The 20,368-nt window shown below is 72.1% G+C and carries 16 protein-coding genes and 1 pseudogene; 4 read left to right on the top strand and 13 right to left on the bottom strand.

The window, feature by feature from the left end:
• Nucleotides 1-21 precede the first annotated feature (21 nt).
• The 4 genes from ACZ79I_RS22075 to bldG all read right to left on the bottom strand — a co-directional run bounded on the left by ACZ79I_RS22075 (nt 22) and on the right by bldG (nt 4,482).
• Nucleotides 22-624, bottom strand: a complete 603-nt coding sequence (locus ACZ79I_RS22075; protein ID WP_471499209.1) for a small secreted protein — start codon at nt 622-624, stop codon at nt 22-24.
• A 217-nt stretch (nt 625-841) separates the two neighbouring features.
• On the bottom strand, nt 842-3,244 hold the full coding sequence (locus ACZ79I_RS22070) for a sodium-translocating pyrophosphatase (RefSeq protein WP_471499208.1): 2,403 nt from the start codon (nt 3,242-3,244) through the stop codon (nt 842-844).
• A gap of 356 nt (nt 3,245-3,600) precedes the next feature.
• The gene (locus ACZ79I_RS22065) at nt 3,601-4,041 is read right to left on the bottom strand and encodes an ATP-binding protein (RefSeq protein WP_471499207.1); all 441 of its coding nucleotides are present in this window, start codon (nt 4,039-4,041) and stop codon (nt 3,601-3,603) included.
• 99 nt (nt 4,042-4,140) lie between these two features.
• Complete coding sequence (bldG, locus tag ACZ79I_RS22060) at nt 4,141-4,482, bottom strand: anti-sigma factor antagonist BldG (protein WP_010986038.1); 342 nt, start codon at nt 4,480-4,482, stop codon at nt 4,141-4,143.
• Nucleotides 4,483-4,562: 80 nt separating this feature from the next.
• Between bldG and ACZ79I_RS22055 the strand changes: the two genes are divergently transcribed.
• Complete coding sequence (locus ACZ79I_RS22055) at nt 4,563-7,091, top strand: DEAD/DEAH box helicase (RefSeq protein ID WP_471499206.1); 2,529 nt, start codon at nt 4,563-4,565, stop codon at nt 7,089-7,091.
• A gap of 95 nt (nt 7,092-7,186) precedes the next feature.
• Here the strand turns inward: ACZ79I_RS22055 and ACZ79I_RS22050 are convergent.
• The 7 genes and pseudogenes from ACZ79I_RS22050 to ssd form a co-directional block, all read right to left on the bottom strand.
• Nucleotides 7,187-7,570, bottom strand: a pseudogene (locus ACZ79I_RS22050) (Rv3654c family TadE-like protein); the annotation flags it as partial.
• Entirely contained in the window at nt 7,567-7,944 is a 378-nt protein-coding gene (locus tag ACZ79I_RS22045) for a TadE family type IV pilus minor pilin (protein WP_471499205.1), read from the bottom strand. The pseudogene ACZ79I_RS22050 and the gene ACZ79I_RS22045, both read right to left, overlap by 4 nt.
• A 1-nt stretch (nt 7,945) precedes the next feature.
• A complete protein-coding gene (locus tag ACZ79I_RS22040) occupies nt 7,946-8,206 on the bottom strand; it encodes a DUF4244 domain-containing protein (protein ID WP_471499204.1) in 261 nt (86 codons plus the stop codon).
• Nucleotides 8,207-8,296: 90 nt separating this feature from the next.
• The gene (locus tag ACZ79I_RS22035; RefSeq protein ID WP_471499203.1) at nt 8,297-9,280 is read right to left on the bottom strand and encodes a type II secretion system F family protein; all 984 of its coding nucleotides are present in this window, start codon (nt 9,278-9,280) and stop codon (nt 8,297-8,299) included.
• Nucleotides 9,277-10,119 carry a type II secretion system F family protein gene (locus ACZ79I_RS22030; RefSeq protein WP_471505134.1) on the bottom strand — a complete coding sequence of 281 codons (843 nt, stop codon included), beginning with the start codon at nt 10,117-10,119 and terminating at the stop codon, nt 9,277-9,279. Before ACZ79I_RS22030 ends, ACZ79I_RS22035 begins: the two co-directional genes overlap by 4 nt.
• A 14-nt stretch (nt 10,120-10,133) precedes the next feature.
• Nucleotides 10,134-11,408, bottom strand: a complete 1,275-nt coding sequence (locus ACZ79I_RS22025; RefSeq protein WP_471499202.1) for a TadA family conjugal transfer-associated ATPase — start codon at nt 11,406-11,408, stop codon at nt 10,134-10,136.
• A 3-nt stretch (nt 11,409-11,411) separates the two neighbouring features.
• The gene (gene ssd / locus ACZ79I_RS22020) at nt 11,412-12,503 is read right to left on the bottom strand and encodes a septum site-determining protein Ssd (RefSeq protein ID WP_471499201.1); all 1,092 of its coding nucleotides are present in this window, start codon (nt 12,501-12,503) and stop codon (nt 11,412-11,414) included.
• A 580-nt stretch (nt 12,504-13,083) separates the two neighbouring features.
• On the opposite strand from ssd, the gene ACZ79I_RS22015 reads away from it, so the two are divergent.
• On the top strand, nt 13,084-13,908 hold the full coding sequence (locus ACZ79I_RS22015; RefSeq protein ID WP_471499200.1) for an HAD family hydrolase: 825 nt from the start codon (nt 13,084-13,086) through the stop codon (nt 13,906-13,908).
• Nucleotides 13,909-14,289: 381 nt separating this feature from the next.
• Here ACZ79I_RS22015 and ACZ79I_RS22010 read toward each other — a convergent pair whose 3' ends face one another.
• Nucleotides 14,290-15,114, bottom strand: coding sequence for a Fic family protein (locus ACZ79I_RS22010; RefSeq protein ID WP_471499199.1), 825 nt, complete (start codon nt 15,112-15,114; stop codon nt 14,290-14,292).
• 100 nt (nt 15,115-15,214) lie between these two features.
• On the opposite strand from ACZ79I_RS22010, the gene ACZ79I_RS22005 reads away from it, so the two are divergent.
• Entirely contained in the window at nt 15,215-16,195 is a 981-nt protein-coding gene (locus ACZ79I_RS22005) for an ATP-binding protein (protein WP_471499198.1), read from the top strand.
• Nucleotides 16,196-16,330: 135 nt separating this feature from the next.
• On the opposite strand, the gene ACZ79I_RS22000 is transcribed toward ACZ79I_RS22005, so the two are convergent.
• Entirely contained in the window at nt 16,331-17,602 is a 1,272-nt protein-coding gene (locus tag ACZ79I_RS22000) for a polysaccharide deacetylase family protein (RefSeq protein ID WP_471499197.1), read from the bottom strand.
• 357 nt (nt 17,603-17,959) lie between these two features.
• Here ACZ79I_RS22000 and ACZ79I_RS21995 point away from each other — a divergent pair, with 357 nt between their 5' ends.
• On the top strand, nt 17,960-20,344 hold the full coding sequence (locus ACZ79I_RS21995; protein ID WP_471499196.1) for a SulP family inorganic anion transporter: 2,385 nt from the start codon (nt 17,960-17,962) through the stop codon (nt 20,342-20,344).
• Nucleotides 20,345-20,368: the final 24 nt, after the last annotated feature.

Raw genomic sequence — 20,368 nt, 5'->3', positions numbered from 1 at the left:
CGGTGCGCCCGGGTCCGCCGCTCAGCCGGAGGCCGCCGGGGCCGAAGCCGACGCGGACGCGGACTTGCAGCTCTCCTGCTGCGCCATGGCCTTGCCGACGTCGCCCTCCTCCAGCTGCTTCAGCGCATCGCTTCCGCTCTGGCTGAGCTTGTCCAGCTGTGTGGCGATCCCCTTGAGCCCGTCGGCGAACTTTCCCTGGTCCTTGGTGTCGAGCCCGTCCACCTGCTTCTTCAGGTCCGCGTACGCCGCGGAGATGCCGTTGAGCTCCTTGACCGCGTTCTTCTGCTTCGTCGCGCCGCCGTCGACGTCCGGGGCACCCGCCGTGTCGACGGCGGCGCCGATCGCCTTGTAGGCGTCGGACATGTCCTGGAAGGCCTGGGAGTCGGTCTTCTGGACCTGCTCCGGGGTGCTGTTGTCCGAGGTCTGCTTCTGGATCGCGGTGCTGGCGCCCGCGATCTTCCTGGCCTGCGGCTGCACCGCGTCGCAGACCTGCTTGGCCCAGGATCCCAGCTTGTCATCGGTCGCGCTGCTGTTGCTGGTGCACGCCGACAGCGCCAGTACCAGTACCGCACCGCCGGACACTGCGGCCGCGAGCTTCTTGTTCACCGGTTTGGTCCCTTCCATGGCTCTCTCGGCCCCGGAACATACACGCCAACCGGACGGCGACCCCATATCGAATGTCATTTATGACCACTATGTGACTGTTTGCTCGGTGCGAGAGAAGCCTCACGAAGGGGGCGTGAACGCAACAGGGCGGGCGCACGGCGTCTTGACGATCGCCGTACGCCCGCCCGTTTGCCGGCGCCTGACCAGGCCCGAAGAGCGGGTGCCGTGGAACCGGCTACGAAACCACCGCCGGATCGGCCGGCTTGGCCACCCTCTCGGCGTTGTCTTCGTCACCCACTGCGATTCCGCGCCGCTTGGAGACGTAGACGGCGCCCACGATCACGACGAGCGCGAGCAGCGAGATCATGATCCGCACACCGAGGCTCTTGTCGCTGCCGTACGAGAACTTGATCACCGCGGGCGCGATGAGCAGCGACACCAGGTTCATCACCTTCAGCAGCGGGTTGATCGCCGGTCCGGCGGTGTCCTTGAAGGGATCACCGACCGTGTCGCCGATCACCGTGGCGGCGTGCGCCTCGCTGCCCTTGCCGCCGTGGTGACCGTCCTCGACCAGCTTCTTGGCGTTGTCCCAGGCACCTCCGGAGTTGGCGAGGAAGACCGCCATCAGCGTGCCGGCGCCGATGGCGCCCGCGAGGTAGGCGCCGAGCGCTCCCACGCCGAGTGTGAAGCCGATGAAGATGGGCGCCATGACGGCGAGCAGACCGGGCGTGGCCAGCTCTCTCAGGGCGTCCTTGGTGCAGATGTCGACGACCCTCCCGTACTCCGGCTTCTCCGTGTAGTCCATGATCCCGGGCCGCTCGCGGAACTGCCGCCGCACCTCGTAGACCACCGCGCCCGCCGCCCTCGACACCGCGTTGATCGCCAGCCCCGAGAAGAGGAAGACGACCGCGGCGCCCGCGATGAGGCCGACCAGGTTGTTCGGCTGCGAGATGTCCATGACGAGCGTCAGCGGTCCGCCGCCACCGACCTTCTCCCCCACGTCCTGTGCGGCCGTGGTGATCGCGTCACGGTACGAGCCGAAGAGCGCCGAGGCCGCGAGGACGGCCGTGGCGATGGCGATGCCCTTGGTGATCGCCTTCGTGGTGTTGCCCACGGCGTCCAGATTGGTGAGCACCTGCGCGCCCGAGCCCACGACGTCGCCGGACATCTCGGCGATGCCCTGCGCGTTGTCGGAGACCGGACCGAAGGTGTCCATGGCGACGATGACGCCGACCGTGGTGAGCAGGCCCGTACCGGCCAGCGCCACCGCGAACAGCGCGAGCATGATCGACGTGCCGCCGAGCAGGAACGCCCCGTACACGCCGAGCCCGATCAGCAGCGCGGTGTAGACGGCCGATTCGAGACCGACGGAGATACCGGCGAGGATCACGGTGGCCGGGCCGGTCAGCGAGGTCTTGCCGATGTCCCGCACCGGACGGCGGGTGGTCTCGGTGAAGTAGCCGGTCAGCTGCTGGATCAGGGCGGCGAGCACGATGCCGATGGCCACGGCGACGACCGCGAGGATCCGTGGATCGCCGTCCTTGGCCCGGATCGCCGCGTCGGAGACGCCCTTGAGGTCGGCGTACGACGACGGCAGATAGATGAAGACCGCCAGGGCGACCAGTGCCAGCGAGATCAGCGCGGAGATGAAGAACCCGCGGTTGATCGCGGACATGCCGCTGCGGTCGGCGCGGCGCGGGGCCACGGCGAAGATGCCGATCATCGCGGTCACGACCCCGATGGCGGGCACGATCAGCGGGAACGCCAGTCCGGAATCGCCGAACGCCGCCTTGCCGAGGATCAGCGCGGCGACGAGCGTCACCGCGTACGACTCGAAGAGGTCGGCCGCCATGCCCGCGCAGTCGCCGACGTTGTCGCCCACGTTGTCGGCGATGGTCGCGGCATTGCGCGGGTCGTCCTCCGGAATGCCCTGCTCGACCTTGCCGACCAGGTCGGCGCCGACGTCGGCTGCCTTGGTGAAGATGCCGCCGCCGACACGCATGAACATGGCGATCAGCGCCGCGCCGAGACCGAAGCCCTCCAGGACCTTCGGGGCGTTCGCCGCGTACACCAGCACCACACAGGAGGCGCCCAGCAGACCGAGCCCCACTGTGAACATGCCGACGACACCGCCCGTGCGGAACGCGATCTTCATGGCCTTGTGCGAGACAGCGGTGAGATCCCTTTCCGGCTCGCCTTCCGCCGGGGTCGCCTCGCGTGCCGCCGCGGCGACCCGCACATTGCTTCGTACGGCGAGCCACATACCGATGTATCCGGTGGCCGCCGAGAACGCCGCGCCGATCAGGAAGAACACCGACCGTCCGGCGCGCTGATTCCAGTCGTCCGCGGGCAGCAGCATGAGCAGGAAGAACACGATCACCGCGAATACGCCGAGCGTGCGCAGTTGCCGGGCCAGATACGCGTTCGCGCCCTCCTGGACCGCCGCCGCGATCTTCTTCATGCTGTCGGTGCCCTCGCCGGCCGCGAGCACCTGCCGTACAAGAATCCCCGCGACCACGAGGGCCGCGAGGGCGACGGCACCGATGACCACGACGATCATGCGGTTGCTGTCGGTCAGTACCGCGGCTGCGAGGGATGTGGGGTGATCAAACTGATGAGGGGTAGAAAGCCCCGCCATTCGTCCTCCTTGACGCTTGGGCTGAGCTCAAGATGTGGACGGATTGTAGGGAGCGGAACCTGATCAAAACAGGCCGCGGTAATCGGAATTGGTCTTCACGTGCTCTTCAGCAAATGATCGCACGCGAGTCACAGAACCCGAAAGTGGTAATGCCCCAAAACCATTGACTCGATGAGCGCTTGATCAAATTATCGTGCGATTGATCGTGAAGCAATTCACGAATTCGGGTGTGGGCTGTACAAAAAGAAGGGTCCTGCACAGGCAGAACCCTTCGAAGCCGTACGAAACGCACGGGGGGGACGAGCAGGGGAAAGCGTACGAGGACTGCGGTCGGCAGCTCAGGCCGGTCGGGCGGCTCAGGCCGGGAGCGTGGCGGGCGGCGTGGTCGGCCAGCTCATCCTGATCCGTCCGCCGTCCCGTCCGGCGGTGACCTCGACGTCGTCGACGAGGCCGCTGATGACCGCGAGGCCCATCTCGTCCTCCTCGGCCTCCGCGTCCGCGTCGCGGGCACCGGTGGCTCCGGGCGCCTGGGCCCCGGACGCCGTGTGCGGCGCCTCGTCACCGACCTCGATGGAGAACTGCTTCTCCTCCTCGGTCAGCAGCACCCGCACCGGCGCCGAGATGCCGTTGCTCTGGTGCAGTCCGACGGCTCGGGTGCAGGCCTCACCGACGGCGAGCCTGACCTCGTCGAGAACGGCCTCCTCCACTCCGGCCCTGCGCGCCACCGCGGCCGCCACCAGCCGGGCGGTCCGGACGTGCTCGGGCAGCGCGCTGAAGCGGAGTTCAACGGTGGCCATGCATCCCCCTCGGAACTTCGGGCGTGCGGTCAGGGGGCCGGGCCGCCAGGCCCGGTCCCCGTCTTACTTCTGCCGTCCGGGCCCTGCGGCCCGGCGGGATCAGTCGGTGGCCGCCACCGCTTCCTCGACCGAGGTGTGGATGGGGAACACCTTGGTGAGACCGGTGATGCGGAAGATCTTGAGAATGCGCTCCTGGTTGCACACCAGACGCAGGGAGCCCTCATGGGCACGCACACGCTTCAGTCCGCCCACCAGCACGCCGAGCCCGGTGGAGTCGAGGAAGTCCACGCCCTCCATGTCGACGACGAGGTGGAAATTCCCGTCGTTCACCAGCTCGACCAGCTGCTCGCGCAGCTTGGGCGCGGTATATACGTCGATTTCGCCACCGACCTCGACGACCGTACGATCGCCGACGGTACGGGTCGACAGGGACAGGTCCACGGATCCTCCAGCACCTTGCTATCGAGCGGGTCGCCCCTCGGAACACCTCGGCAGCGCCCGGGGGCAGTTCGCCAGCCGCGATGGCATTCAATCACTTACCGGCAGGCGTGCACGACGCCTTGGTCCCATTGTCCGCCACGCCGGTGACACACTCGGTGCCGATGGCCAAGAATCACCGATCCGATCGATCCTCGGCGGATCCCACGTCCCGCCCCGCGCCGGGCACGGTCCTGGACCGGCTCGCCTCGGGGCCGAGCCGGGCTTCGCGCATCACTCATACGGAGCACTTGCCCCCGCGCGAGGGCCGCCATGCCGTCTGGCCGGACCGGATCCGCCCGGAGGTCATCGCCGCCCTGCACACCGCGGGCATCGAGCATCCCTGGGCCCACCAGGCACTGGCCGCCGAGCATGCCCTCGACGGCGACTCGGTGGTCGTCGCCACCGGCACGGCCTCGGGCAAGTCGCTCGCCTACCTCGTACCGGTGCTGTCACGGCTGCTGGAGGGCTCCGAGGCGCCGAACGGGCGCGGCGCCACCGCCCTCTACCTCGCCCCGACGAAGGCCCTCGCGGCGGATCAGTGCCGATCCGTGAAGGAAATTTCACAGCCCCTGGGCACGGCGATCCGCCCCGCCGTGTACGACGGCGACACGCCGCCGGAAGAACGCGAATGGGTGCGCCAGTACGCCAACTACGTCCTCACCAACCCCGACATGCTGCACCGCGGCATACTGCCCTCGCACCCCCGCTGGTCCTCCTTCCTGCGCGCCCTGAAGTACGTGGTCATCGACGAGTGCCACACCTACCGGGGCGTCTTCGGCTCCCACGTCGCCCAGGTGCTGCGCCGTCTGCGCCGGCTGTGCGCCCGCTACGGTGCCTCGCCCGTGTTCCTGCTCGCCTCCGCGACCGCCGCCGAGCCCTCGGTGGCCGCCCGCCGTCTCACCGGTCTCCCGGTCGCCGAGGTCGCGGACGACGCGTCCCCGCGCGGCGAGATGGTCTTCGCCCTCTGGGAGCCTCCCCTCACCGAGCTGCACGGCGAGAAGGGCGCACCGGTCCGGCGCACCGCCACCGCCGAGACCGCAGATCTGCTGACCGACCTGGCCCTGCAGGGCGTGCGCTCGGTGGCCTTCGTCCGCTCCCGCCGCGGCGCCGAGCTGATCTCGGTGATCGCACAGGAGCGTCTGGCCGAGGTCGACCGCTCCCTGGCCCGGCGTGTGGCCGCGTACCGCGGCGGCTACCTCCCCGAGGAGCGCCGCGCCCTCGAACGCGCCCTGCACTCCGGCGAACTCCTCGGCCTCGCCGCCACCACCGCCCTGGAACTCGGCATCGACGTCTCGGGCCTCGACGCCGTTCTGATCGCCGGCTATCCCGGGACCCGGGCATCGCTGTGGCAGCAGGCGGGCCGCGCCGGCCGCGCCGGGCAGGGCGCCCTGGCGGTCCTGGTCGCCCGCGACGACCCGCTGGACACCTTCCTCGTCCACCATCCCGAGGCCCTCTTCGACCAGCCGGTGGAATCGACGGTCCTCGACCCGGACAACCCGTACGTCCTGGCCCCGCACCTGTGCGCGGCGGCTGCCGAGCTCCCGCTGACGGACGAGGACGCCGAGCTGTTCGGCCCCGCCTGCACGGAACTGCTGCCGCAGCTCGAGGCCGCGAAGCTGCTGCGGCGCCGGGCCAAGGCCTGGCACTGGACGCGCCGGGAACGGGCCGCCGACCTCACGGACATCCGCGGGGAGGGCGGGCGCCCCGTCCAGGTCGTCGAGGCCGGGACCGGGCGGCTGCTCGGCACGGTCGACGCGGGCGCCGCGCACACGACGGTGCACGAAGGAGCGGTGCATCTGCACCAGGGCCGCACGTATCTGGTGCGGACCCTCGACCTGGAGGACTGCGTCGCCCTGGTCGAGGAGGCCAGTCCGCCGTATTCGACGGTCGCCCGCGACACCACCTCCGTCTCCGTCCTGGAGACGGACGTCGAAGTCCCGTGGGGTGCGGGCCGGCTGTGCTACGGCTCCGTCGAGGTCACCAATCAGGTCGTCTCCTTTCTGCGTCGGCGTCTCATCACCGGTGAGGTGATGGGCGAGACGAAACTCGACCTCCCTCCGCGCACGCTGCGCACCCGGGCCGTGTGGTGGACGGTCACCGAGGATCAGCTGGACCAGGCCCGGATCGACCCGGAGATCCTCGGCGGCGCCCTGCACGCCGCCGAGCACGCGTCGATCGGCATGCTCCCGCTCTTCGCCACCTGCGACCGCTGGGACATCGGGGGCGTCTCCGTCCCGCTCCACCCGGACACCCTGCTGCCCACGGTCTTCGTGTACGACGGCCACCCGGGCGGCGCGGGCTTCGCGGAGCGCGCCTTCCACACGGCCCGCTCCTGGCTGACCGCCACCCGCCAGGCCATCGCATCCTGCGAGTGCGAGGCGGGCTGCCCGTCCTGCATCCAGTCCCCCAAGTGCGGCAACGGCAACGACCCGCTGCACAAGAGAGGGGCGGTGCGGTTGCTCACGGTGCTGCTGCGGGGGGCACCGGAAGAGGAGAGCGAGGAGGAGGACGAGGAGGACGAGGAGGACGAGGAGGACGAGGAGAGCGAGGAGAGCGAGGCGGCCGGCTGAGTCCGCGGATCCGGCGCCGGGTCACCTGCTCCTCTCCTCGGCCTCGGCGAGGGAGCGGGCGGAGACCCCGGCTCCTCGCGCACCCCGGCCCGCGCCGGCCCCGCCCTCGCCCTGACCTCGGCGGTGAACGGACCGGAGACCACCGCCGCCGTCACGTCCGCGACCTCGCCCGCTACGGCGCACCGGACGATCCGGCCGCCCTGCGCTGCCGCGACGCGGCCCGCGAGGACACACGCCGCCTCGCCTCCCTCCGTCCAGTGGTCCGCGGCCGCGAGCGCCGCCAGGTCGGCCGCGCCGGCCGCACGATGGCGGACCAGCACGGCTTCCCCCTGGGCCAGCAGCGCCCCGAACACGGTGCACACGGCACCGATCGCGCACACGACCCAGACGGTCGCCGAGCCGCGGTCCGACCGGGCCGCATCCCCGCAGGCGTCCGGGAACGCGAGGTGGGAACGCAGGGCACGCCCGCGTCTGCTCATCCGTTCACCCCCACCGTGTCCTCCGCCGACGCCACCGCCTCATGGCGCAGTCGGAAAGGCAGCGCGTCCGGGCCCGGCGGCCGGGCGACGACCACCACGTGGACCAGGTCGCCCTCCCGGCTCACCCTGACCCTCGCGCCGTCCGGCGCGGCCTGCCGGGCCACCCGCTGGACCACGCCTGGTGGCTCCTGCCGAGCGGCGGCCCTGGCCCCCGCGCGGGCCGCGTCCACGCACTGAATCTGCGCCGACGCGGCCAGCAGGGCCCAGACCAGTGCGGTCACGAAGAGCACCAGGGCGGGCAGGACGACCGCGGTCTCCGCCGTCACGAACCCGCGGTCCCGGCCGGGTCCCCGTCCAGGGCGCCGTCTGGCCATGTCACATGCGGACATCGAGCGCCCGCTTCACGATGGCCTGCAGTTCCGCGCTGACCTGCCCGCTCGTCAGCACCTTGTAGAGGAGCGCCGCGAACGCCACGGCCGCGATGATCCCCATGGCGTACTCGGACGTGACCATGCCCGCATCCCGGCGCGCCGGCCCCCGCACCCGGCGTACCCGCGCACACGCCCGGGCCCGTGCTCGTACTCCTGCTCGTGCGCGTGCTCGTACATCCACTCGTACTCGTACTGTCTTGCCCATTTCAGCCCCCGTGAGGTTCTCGTCATGCTGAGGCCCGGTCCGTTCGGCCGGGCCGTCCGGTTCACGTTCTTCACCGCATCCCGGGTGCCGTCATCCGTCACCTCCCCCCAGTAGCCCTCCCGCGAGCCCGATCACCACGGGCAGCACCCCGACCGCGATGAACGCGGGCAGGAAGCACAGGCCCACGGGGGCGGTCACCATGACCCCCGCCCGGCGCGCCCGGGCCGTCGCCGCGCGTCCCCACTCGGCGCGGGCCTCCGCCGCGAGGCGCCCGGCGGCCGCGGCGGCCGGTACGCCGGAGTCACCCGCCCGTTCCAGGAGCCGTGCCAGGGCCGCGGCGCCGGGGAGGTCGGCGAGCCGCCGCCAGGCGTCGGCCGGCTCGCTGCCGAGCCGCACCTCGGCCGCACCCCGGGCCAGTCGCTCCCCGACCGGTCCCCCCAACGCCTCGCCCACCGCCCGGGCGGCCGGCACGGGGCCCGCGCCCGCCGCGACGCACGCCGCCAGCAGGTCGGCCGCCAGAGGGAGTTGACGGGCCGCCTCGGCGGCGTCGTACCGCTGGGCGGACCGGCCCGGCTCCCGCCGCACGCTCCACCGCGACAGGCAGACCCCGGCGACCAGCCCGAGCGCCAGCCCGCCGATCCCCCCGGTCACCACCCAACCGGCACACAGTGCCCCGGCGACCGGCAGCCACCGTCGCCCGGCGTCCCGTCTTCCGGGCCGCCGCCCTCCGGCCTGCCGCACCCAGATCCGCCGCACGCCGGTCCGCCGCACGCCGGTCTCCCGCACGCCGGTCTCCCGCATCCCGATCCGCCGCCCCGCGGATACGGCGTCCCGCGCTGCGGAGTCCCGCTGCCCGGGCACCGCCTCTCCTGCCCTCACACCCCACCACCGGGGCGGCGGCGCGGGCCGCAGGCGAGACGTCCGGTCCCAGGACGCCACGTACGGCATCAGCACCGCACCCAGCCGACGCCGCGTCCTCCGCTCACGCCGGACGACGGCGAGCATCCACGCGGACCACCCCAGCGCCGCCGCTCCACACAGCATCCCCAGCCTGTGGACGAGATCCGCGTTCATGCCGCCTCCGCTTCCCGTACGATCCGCAGCGCCCACCACAGCCCCGCGCCCTCCAGCACTCCGCCGACGGCGAGACAGGCCGACCCCGCACCGGTGTGCAGCAGGACGTGCAGCGGGCGGGCGCCGAGTGCGCCGCCCAGGAGCAGACCGAGGACCGGCAGGCCCGCGAGCAGAACGGCCGTCGACCGGGCGCCCGCCAACTGGGCCCGCAGGTCCGCCCGTTGATCGCGTTCGGCGCGCAGGGCCGCCTCCAGCCGGTCGAGCCCGGCCGCCAGGCCCGCGCCCCGGTCCACGGCCACCCGCCAGCAGGCGGCGAGCCCCGACAACCCCTCGGCCCCCGGCTGCCGTGCCGCGTCGGCGAGCATCCCCGGTACGTCCCCGCCGAAGCGCGCCGCCGCCACCACCGCCGCGTGCGCCTCACCGAGTCCGCCCGAGTCATGTGCGGCACGCAGCAGCGCCTCGCCCGGCTGGCGCCCCGCACGGACCTCACCCGCGAGCGCCCCGCACAGCGCGATCACCGCCTCGCCGCGCCCGTCCCGGACCAGCCGTGCCTCCCGTGCCCGTCGCACCCTGCGCAGCGCGGGGACGCCGACGGCTCCGGCCAGCAGGGGCAGGACGGACGCGCCGAGCACCGCGGTCAGCACACCGAGGGCGAGGGACCACCATTCGGCCGGCAACCGCCGCAGCCGGGCGACGGCCCGCTCCCAGGGAGGCGGCCCGACCCCTGCCGCCGCTCCACCGCCCGCGCACAGCAACCGGGCGCGGCGCGCCGCCGCGTTCGGGCGGCCCGTCATCCACGCGGCCACGGCGGCACAGACCAGTCCCGCGCCCACCGACATCCGGCCGATCTCCGTCACAGAAGGTCACTCCCCTCGCGTCCGTCGCTCCCGTCCCGGAGCAGTTCGCGCAGCCGCTCCCAGCCCCGCTCGCGTGTGAACGCTCCCGGGCCCCAGCGCAGCGCGGGCACCGTCACCACCAGTCCCGACGGGTCCCGCTCCAGCACATGCACCTCCGCGACACGGCGCCGCCCCGTCCGGTCGCGCACCAGGTGGAGGACCACCGACAACGCGGCCGCCAGCTGGCTGTGCAGCGCGGCCCGGTCCAGGCCCGCCGCCGTGCCCAGGGCCTCCAGCCGTGCGGGCACCTGACCCGCCGCGTTGGCGTGGAGCGTGCCCGAGCCGCCCTCGTGGCCCGTGTTCAGCGCGGCCAGGAGGGACACCACCTCGGGGCCGCGCACCTCGCCGACGACGAGCCGGTCCGGTCTCATCCGCAGCGCCTGCCGCACCAGGTCGTGGAGCTCGACCAGGCCCACGCCCTCCTGGTTCGCGGGCCGCCCCTCCAGCCGCACCACGTGGGGATGCTCGGGCCGCAGCTCCGCCGAGTCCTCGGCCAGCACGATGCGTTCCGACGGCCCGACCACCCCCAGCAGCGCGCTCAGGAGCGTGGTCTTGCCCGAACCGGTTCCGCCGCTGATCACGTAGGAGAGCCGGGAGGCGATCAGCGCCCGCAGCACCCTGTCCCCGCCCGGCGGCACCGTGCCCGCCGCCACCAGTTCGCCGAGGGTGAAGGCCCGGGGCCGTACGACCCGCAGGGACAGGCACGTGCAGCCGACCGCGACAGGCGGCAGCACCGCGTGCAGCCGCGTGCCGTCCGGCAGTCGGGCGTCGGCCCACGGTCTGGCGTCGTCGAGCCGCCGCCCGGCCACGGCGGCCAGCCGCTGGGCGAGGCGCCGTACGGCCGCGGCGTCCGGAAAGGACACCCCTGTCAGCTCCAGTCCTCCGCCCCGGTCCACCCAAACGCGGTCCGGTGCCGACACCAGGACGTCGGTCACGGACGGGTCGGCGAGCAACGGCTCCAGAGGGCCGCTGCCGACCAGTTCCGAGCGCAACTGCCGGGCCGCACCCAGTACTTCCGCATCCCCGAGCACCCGGCCCTGCTCCCGCAGAGCCTGCGCCACGCGCGCGGGAGTGGGCTCGGCCCCGCTCTCGGCCAGCCACTTCCGCACACCGTCCAGCAGCCGCGTGGGTGCGCCCGGACCGGCCGTGCTGCCGGGTTCCCCGCCCGTCCGCGAACCAGCGGGGCCCGCGCCGCGGTCCGCCCTCGCCGTCGCGTTCCAGTCCATGGCCATGGCTCAGTCACCCGCCTCGGCCGACGCCCGCTCCCAGAAGGCCGAGCAGAACCGGGCGAGCGGCCCCCGCGCCGCTCCCCCGGGCGGCACGGAGCCGTCCGGCGGGGGTGTCTCGTGGGGCACTTCCCCGACCAGCGGCAGGTCCAGCAGCCGTGCCACCTCGCGGTCGTCGAGCCCGGGGGCGTACGGCCCCCGTACCGCGATGCGCAGGTCGCCCAGGACCATGCCCACGGCCGCCGCCACCCGTCGTGCGGCGGCGATGGCACGCAGGTCGGCGGGGATCACCAGCACTCCGACGTCCACCTGCGCGAGGGCCTCGGCGACGCCCTCGTCGACGCGCCGCGGGAGGTCGACGACGACAGCGCCGCCGCGGCGCCGGGCCGCGGCGAGGACCGCGCGGACCGCCTGGGGCGGCACGGCCACGGTGTCACCGCGGTCCCAGCTCAGTACGCGCAGCTCGTGCAGCCGGGGCAGGGACTCCTCCAGGGCTCCGCCGCCGACCCGGCCGCGGGATGCGGCGAAGGCCGGCCAGCGCAGCCCCTCGGCGGCTTCTCCGCCGAGGAGCACGTCGAGTCCACCGCCCAGCGGGTCCGCGTCGACGAGCAGGGTGCGCCTGCCCTGGCGTGCCGACGTGACGGCCAGGGCGCAGGCGAGCGTGGACGCCCCGGCCCCGCCGCGACCGCCGATCACCCCGACGGTGAGTGCGGGCCTGCCGACGCCCTCGGCCACGTCCGCGATGCGGTCGACCAGCCACTGCTCGCCTTCCGGCAGCAGCAGGACATGGTCGGCGCCGATCTCCACGGCCCGCCGCCAGACGCCGGGATCGTCCTGATCCCGCCCCACCAGCACCACTCCGCGCCTGCGCACGGCCCCGCGCACGCGGCGCGTGGCGTCGTCGCCGACGATGACGAGCGGCGCCGCCTCCCAGCCGCCCCGGTGTCGGGGCACCCCGGGGTGGACCTCCGGTCTGGCGCCCGCGGCCGCGCACAGACGCAGCAGGTCGTCGAGGAGTTCGGGGTCCTCGGTGACGATCAGCGGTCCGCTCCGCCGCCCCTCGGCGACGGCCGCTCCTTCGTGTGTGATGGCTCCCGCCACGATCTCCAGCCCCCTTCGCTGCTTCTTCGGCCCGGTCCGCGGGGCCACAGCGGCCCCGCGCTTCCCGGACGTGTGAAGAACCGGCAACCGGTCTCCATATGAACGGCCGATACAAACCGGCCATACGCACCCGACAAACCGGAGCGGTCATGAACTCACCGCCGGTGGAGGCGCTGGAATCACGGTGCCGCGATCCCGGAAATCGTGTGGATCTTGGTCGATAACTGTGGACAACTCAGCGGTTGTGAATATCGGTGTCACTCATCACGGTGACGCCTCGATACCTACCGCAGAGCAGCACGGCGACTACGCTCCGTATCCGATCACGGGCGTGCGGCAGCCGCGGCCACGAAGGCCGGGCTGAGGGCCTCGAAGCCCCGCGGACTACAGGAAAACCCACCCGGACATGCGACGACCCCCGCCGGGGGGGAGAGCGGGGGTCGTCCCCACGGCCGACTCGGGGGGGGAGGAGTCGGGCCGGGTTAGCACGGTCGCGAACGATCCGTGACTTCCATGGTGTACCCGAGAGCCTTCTCAGGCAAACCCACGCGCCCCACCTTACGCCGAATGGTGGGCGCATATGCTCGGGGCCGTGGAAAACCACTCCTTGCCCCGCACAGCGGCCTTCTTTGACCTGGACAAGACGGTCATTGCGAAGTCGAGCACGCTCACTTTCAGTAAGTCCTTCTACCAAGGCGGACTGATCAACCGCAGGGCCGTCCTGCGCACCGCATATGCGCAGTTCCTGTTCCTGGCGGGTGGCGCCGACCACGACCAGATGGAGCGGATGCGCGAGTACCTGTCCACCCTGTGCCGCGGGTGGAACGTCCAGCAGGTCAAGGAGATGGTCGCCGAGACGCTCCACGACCTGATCGACCCGATCATCTACGACGAGGCCGCCTCCCTCATCGAGGAGCACCACACCGCCGGGCGCGATGTCGTCATCGTGTCGACGTCGGGCGCCGAGGTGGTCGAGCCGATCGGCGAGATGCTCGGCGCGGACCGGGTGGTCGCCACCCGCATGGTCGTGGGCGACGACGGCTGCTTCACGGGGGAGGTGGAGTACTACGCGTACGGGCCGACGAAGGCCGAGGCGATCAAGGAACTGGCCGCGTCCGAGGGGTACGACCTCGCGCGCTGCTACGCCTACAGCGACTCCGTGACCGACCTGCCGATGCTGGAGTCCGTCGGTCATCCGCACGCCGTGAACCCGGACCGGGCGCTGCGCCGCGAGGCCCTCGCGCGCGGATGGCCGGTCCTGGACTTCCACCGTCCGGTCCGTCTGAAGCAGCGGCTGTCCGCGCCACCGCGGCCCGCGCTCGTCGCCGTGGCCGCGATCGGTGCGGCGGCGGCCACCGCGGGACTCGTCTGGTACGCGAGCCGACGCCGCACGCCGGCCGTGTGAACCGGCGTACGGCCCGAACGAGCACGGCCGCTCGCGCCCGCTTCGCACCCATGCGGGACCATGGGGAAAGAACCGCGACCGGGGCTTCCACTCGTCCCGGCCCAGGAGTAGAAAGGCATTGAGGCCCGAGAGACCAAAGGACATCCGAAAGGATCGCCTTGACGACGCTTTGGCCCCGCGGACCGTGCATGAACACTGGGCACCCACGCGACGTCGACCCGTCGATTACGGGCCAGCCGCACCAGGCGACGGGCAGAAGTTCCCGGCCTGATGGGCGACACATCGAGGACGCCTGGTAACCCGGTGAACATGCCAGCGGCGGTACGAGACCTCGTACCGCCGCAATCATGCGGAGCGTCGGAGGCTCCCTCCGCCCGGGAGTTACGCCGCCCCTCGCTGCAGCGCCTCGCAGACCGCGGTGGATTCGCGGACCCCCAGTTCGACCGCCTTCGCGCAGTGGGCGATCCACGCCGCCACGCCCTCCGCGGTTCCCGAGGCATAGCCTTCGAGGGCCGTGGCATAGGCCGCACCGCCCAGCTCCGCGTGACCGGCCTCCGCGGGGCAGATCGCCTTCGGGTCCAAGCCGCTGCCCACGAGGACGATACGTTCGGCCGCGCGCGCGACGAGGCCGTTGTGGGAGCCGAAGGGGCGGAGGGCGAGCAGTTCGCCGTGCACGACGGCCGCGGTCACGAGCGCGGGGGCCGAACCACCCGCGACGATCAGCTGTGACAGCCCCTCAAGGCGGCCTGAGACCTCGTCCGGGTCCGGAAGCGGCAGTTCCACGAGCGGCTCGTCCACGGGCTCGCCGTCCTGACGCGGACGCCCCACGCCGGGGTCGGAGCCCGCGGCCGCCACCAGGTGCAGCCGCGCCAGCACCCGCAGGGGCGACTGCCGCCAGACGGACAGCAGTTGTCCCGCCTCGGCGGTCAGCCGGAGGGCCGCACCGACCGTGCGGGCCTCGTCGTCCCCGCTGAAGTCGGTGCGCCGGCGCACCTCTTCCAGGGCCCAGTCGGCGCCCGCCAGGGCCGCCGAACCGCGGGCGCCGCGCAACGCCGCCTCGGAGGTGATCTCATTGCTGCGGCGCCGCATGATCCGGTGCCCGTAGACCCGGTCCACCGCCTTGCGCACGGACTCCACGGACTCCGGCACACCGGGCAGCGAGCCCAGGGCCGCGAGCGGATCGGGGGTCGCCCCTGTCGTACTCATGAGTACGACCCTACGCACCTCGGCGCCCCTCCTTCGAAGGAGTGGTCTTCTTCACGCCCTCTTGTTACTCAAAGCTACACTACGGCTACCCTTGGTGAATATGAAAATTGCTTTCGTCGGGAAGGGCGGCAGCGGCAAGACGACGCTGTCGTCCCTGTTCATCCGCCACCTCGCCGCCACCGGGGTGCCCGTCGTCGCCGTCGACGCCGACATCAACCAGCACCTCGGAGCCGCGCTCGGGCTCGACGAGGACGAGGCCGCGGCACTGCCCGCCATGGGCGAGCGGCTGCCGCTGATCAAGGAATGCCTGCGCGGCAGCAACCCGCGGATCACCTCCGCCGAGACAATGATCAAAACCACCCCTCCGGGAGAAGGCTCGCGGCTGCTGCGGGTGCAGGAGGACAATCCGGTCTACGACGCCTGCGCGCACCCGGTGCGGCTCGACGGCGGCACCGTCCGCCTGATGGTCACCGGCCCCTTCACGGACGCCGACCTGGGGGTCGCCTGCTACCACTCCAAGACGGGAGCGGTGGAGCTGTATCTGAACCACCTGGTGGACGGCCGCGACGAGTACGTGGTGGTCGACATGACGGCGGGTTCCGACTCCTTCGCCTCGGGCTTGTTCACCCGCTTCGACATCACGTTCCTCGTCGCCGAGCCGACCCGCAAAGGTGTCTCGGTCTACCGCCAGTACCGGCAGTACGCCCGCGACTTCGGAGTCGTCCTGAGAGTCGTCGGCAACAAGGTGCAGTGCCAGGACGACATCGACTTCCTGCGCGCCGAGGTCGGTGACGACCTGCTCGTGACGGTCGGGCACTCCGACTGGGTGCGCTCCATGGAGAAGGGCCGCCCGCTCCGGTTCGACCTCCTGGAGGACGCCGACCGCAGCGCGCTGCACGCCCTTCAGGTCGCGGCCGACGCCACGTACGAACTGCGCGACTGGGCGCACTACACGCGCCAGATGGTGCACTTCCACCTGAAGAACGCGACCAGTTGGGGCAACGAGCGCACGGGGGTCGATCTGGCGGCCCAGATCGACCCCGGATTCGTCCTCGACGAGGACGTGGCGGCCGCCGTGTGACCGACGCCCGTCCGGCCGCAACGACATGGCGGCCGGGCCCCGGCAACAGCAACAGCAACAGCAACAGCAACGACGGCAACGGCCGCTCGCTCCCGGCGGTGGGCGATCGCAGCCGCTCGGCGCCCGCCCCGCTCCCTACGGGCTCGCCGGCGGCGCCCCCGGAACGCCCCTCGGCGCCGGGGCGGGCCGGGCCGCCAGGAAGGACTCCCAGCCCTCCTCCGGGGCCTGGCCGACCCCGAGCGTGCGGAGCTTCCCGAGGGCCTGGGGGTCCTGTGCGTCCAGCCAGTCGACGAGCCGACGGAAGGAGACACAGCGCACCTCCCGCCGGGTGCAGACGCTCTCGACGACCTCCTGCACGGCACGCATGTAGGTGCCGCCGTTCCAGGACTCGAAGTGGTTGCCGATGACCAGGGGCGCACGGTTCCCTTCGTACGCCCGCCGGAAGCCCTGGAGCAGTGCATCGCGCATCTGGTCTCCCCACTCGCCGAACTTGCCGGAGTCGCCCTGTGTCTGGGTGCCCGATGTGCCCGACTGGTTGACCATGAAGTTGTAGTCCATGGCCAACTGCTCCTCGGGGTGGCCGGGGAAGGGGACGAGCTGCATCGACAGGTCCCACAGCCCCTGTGTCTTCTTCGGCCAGACCTGCTGGGCGACGCCGGAGGTGTCGTAGCGGAACCCCAGGCCGCGGGCCGCCTTGACGAAGTTCTCCCGCCCTTCGAGGCAGGGGGTCCGGGCGCCGACGAGCTCCTGGTCGTAGTCGAAGGGCAGCGGTGGTTCCCGCTTCAGGCCGGTGTTGGTCTTCCAGGACTTCACGAAGGCCCGCGCCTGGGCGATCTCGTCCTTCCACTCGTCGACCGACCACCGGCCGACCCCGCCGTCGTTCCCGCAGAAGTGGCCGTTGAAGTGCGTACCGATCTCGTTGCCGTCCAGCCACGCCAGGCGCAGCTGGTCAACGGTGTCCCTGATGCCGTTCTCGTCGTTGAAGCCGATGTCCGACCGGCCGGGCGCGTGCTGCGGCGGGTGGTACAGGTCGCGTTTCTCCTCCGGCAGCAGGTACACACCGCTGAGGAAGTACGTCATCGTCGCGTCGTTGGCCTTGGCCACCGTTCGGAAGCGGGAGAACAGCCTCTGGCCGTCCTCTCCCGCCCCGTCCCAGGAGAAGACGACGAACTGCGGCGGCCTCTGACCGGGCTTCAGCCGCTCGGGCCGGGGCAGATGCGGCTGGGCGCCGGTGTACGCGGTGGAGCCGTCGCCGATCAGACGGAGCGCGGTCCCCGGCGCGGGAGCGCCCGGGTCCTTCCTGGCGGCTCCCTTGGGCCCCGTGGCGCCGGCCGAGCAGCCGGCGAGCGTCGTGACGCAGGCCGCGGCCAGTGCGACGCCCGCGGCGATCCTCGGGGTGGCGGGCATCTTCCGTCCCTCTCCTTCCGCCGGTCGGGACCACGCTGACCAGGGGTTCTACGGCGCCGTACGTCCTGTAACCCGGGTACCGGCACGGTGGCACGCACGGTCGGACCAACGTCGCACAGAACCTCGCCCGAATTCATACGGAAAGCCGATGAAATCACCACTTCACCTCTTTGAGTGATTCATTGACCTGTTTGCTGCGTTTTGCGATACGTTCGCTTTACTCAGCATTACGATTCATTTACTGAGTGTTGGGATATCCCGCCGCTATTCGCCGTGACCCACGGCCGCGACCCACCCCGGCCCCGCAGCCGGGACCACCACCTCCGCGACCGCGCCGCACAGAAGGAGACGGGAACCATGTCTGCCTGCGTCCCCGCCCGCGCCGCCGACTCGACTCGGACCAACCGCGCGCACCAGCCCCACAGCCCACCGCCGCCCCGGCCCCGCCGCTTCCGCGTCGCGGGCGCCGACCTGTCGGCCTCCATCGCGGTCTTCCTGATCGCCCTCCCCCTGTCCCTCGGAATCGCCCTCGCCACCGACGCCCCGCTCCAGGCCGGTCTCGTCGCAGCAGCCGTCGGCGGACTCGTCGCCGGCCGGCTCGGCGGCTCCCCGCTCCAGGTCAGCGGCCCCGCCGCCGGACTCACTGTGGTCACCGCCGACCTCATCCACCGCTATGGATGGCGCACGACCTGCGCGGTCACCGTCCTCGCCGGGCTCGCCCAGCTGTGCCTCGGCTGCCTGCGCGTGGCGCGAACGGCTCTGGCCGTCAGCCCGGCCATCGTGCACGGCATGCTCGCGGGCATCGGCGTCACCATCGCCGTCGCCCAACTGCACATCGTGCTCGGCGGCACCCCGCAGAGCGCCGTCCTCGACAACGTCCGGGCGCTGCCCGCCCAGTTGGCGCACCTCCACCCCGCCGCCGTCTCGGTGAGCGCGCTCACCCTGGCCCTTCTGCTGCTCTGGCCCCGGCTTCCCGGACGGGCCGGGCGCCTCCTGCGCGGTATCCCGGCCGCCCTGGTGTCCGTCGTGGGTGCCACGTCGGCGGCCTCACTCGCGGGGCTGCACCTGGCCCGCGTGGATCTGCCCTCCTGGTCCAGCCACGCACTGCCGCAGCTGCCCGACGGCCCCGTGCTCGGCATCGCGACCGCCGTGCTCACCATCACGCTGGTCGGCAGTATCGAGTCCCTGCTCTCCGCCGTCGCCGTCGACAAGCTGGCCACCCTCCGCGGCACGGTGCGCCTCCCCCGCCCGGACCTCGACCGGGAGCTGCGCGGCCAGGGCGCCGCCAACATGATCTCCGGCGCCCTCGGCGGGCTGCCTGTCACCGGCGTAGCCGTGCGCAGCACGGCGAACGTGCACTCCGGTGCCGTCAGCAGGAACTCCACGATGCTGCACGGCGTGTGGGTGGTAGTGGCCGCGCTGCTGATGGTCCCAGTGCTGGAGCTGATCCCCCTCGCCTCGCTCGCCGCGCTGGTGATGGCCGTCGGCATCCAGATGGTGTCCCTGCACCACATCCGCACGGTCACCCGCCACCGAGAGGTGCTGGTGTACGCCGTCACCACACTCGGCGTCGTCTTCCTGGGAGTCCTGGAGGGCGTGGCACTGGGGGTGGCCGTCGCCGTCGCCGTCGCCCTGCACCGCCTCGCCCACACCCGCATCACCCACGAGGAGAGCGAAGGAGCCCACCATGTACGCGTAAGGGGGCAGTTGACGTTCCTCGCGGTGCCCCGGCTCAGCCGGGCGCTGCACCAGGTGCCCGCGGGCGCGGACGCCGTCGTGGAGCTGGACGGATCGTTCATGGACCACGCGGCGTACGAGTCCCTGCAGGACTGGCAGAGAACGCACCTCGCGCACGGCGGCACGGTCGATCTCACCGGCCGCACCGGGACGCGTATCGCGCTGTCCGCGCTGGGATCTCCCGCCTCCGAGGCAGGCCCGGGGCGCGCGGCGGCGTCGGCGTGCCGCTGCCGGCCCTGGACGCCATGGCGCAACCACCAGTGCGAGCGGCCGCCGACCGCGCCGCCCGGCGGTCATCCGGACGGGCCGGCCGACGCATCCGGACCGGGCGGACAGCGACTCGCACGCGGGATCAGCGCGTTCCAGCGGAACACCGCGCCGCTGGTACGCAGTGAGCTGGCCCGCCTCGCCCGTGAAGGACAGCGGCCGTCGCAGCTCTTCCTCACCTGCGCCGACTCACGACTCGTCACCTCGATGATCACCTCCAGCGGTCCGGGCGACCTCTTCGTCGTCCGCAACGTCGGCAATCTGGTGCCGCTGCCCGGCGCGGAGAGCGGCGACGACTCCGTGGCCGCGGCGATCGAGTACGCCGTGGACGTCCTGGGGGTGCGCTCGATCACGGTGTGCGGGCACTCCGGATGCGGGGCGATGCAGGCTCTCCTCGCCTCGGAGCCGGATGACGTGCGGACCCCGCTCCAGCGGTGGCTGCGGCACGGGCTGCCCAGCCTCCGGCGGATGGCCGACGACGAGCGGGCCTGGGCCCGGATCGCCGGGCGGGAGCCGGCCGACGCGGTCGAGCAGCTGTGCCTGACCAACGTCGTGCAGCAGCTGGAGCATCTGCGGGCGCACGAGGCCGTGAGCCGGGCGCTCGGCAAGGGCACCCTGGAACTGCACGGAATGTACTTCCACGTGGGCGAGGCACAGGCGTATCTGCTCTCCGCCCGAGAGGAGGAGGACGTCTTCGGCAGGGTCGGGGCGGCCGGGGACCTGCGCAGCCCGGCATGACACACGGTGGTGCGCGGCCCGCTC

Source organism: Streptomyces sp. PSU-S4-23 (genome assembly GCF_055632315.1).
This window is presented reverse-complemented; position numbering and strand designations above follow the sequence as displayed.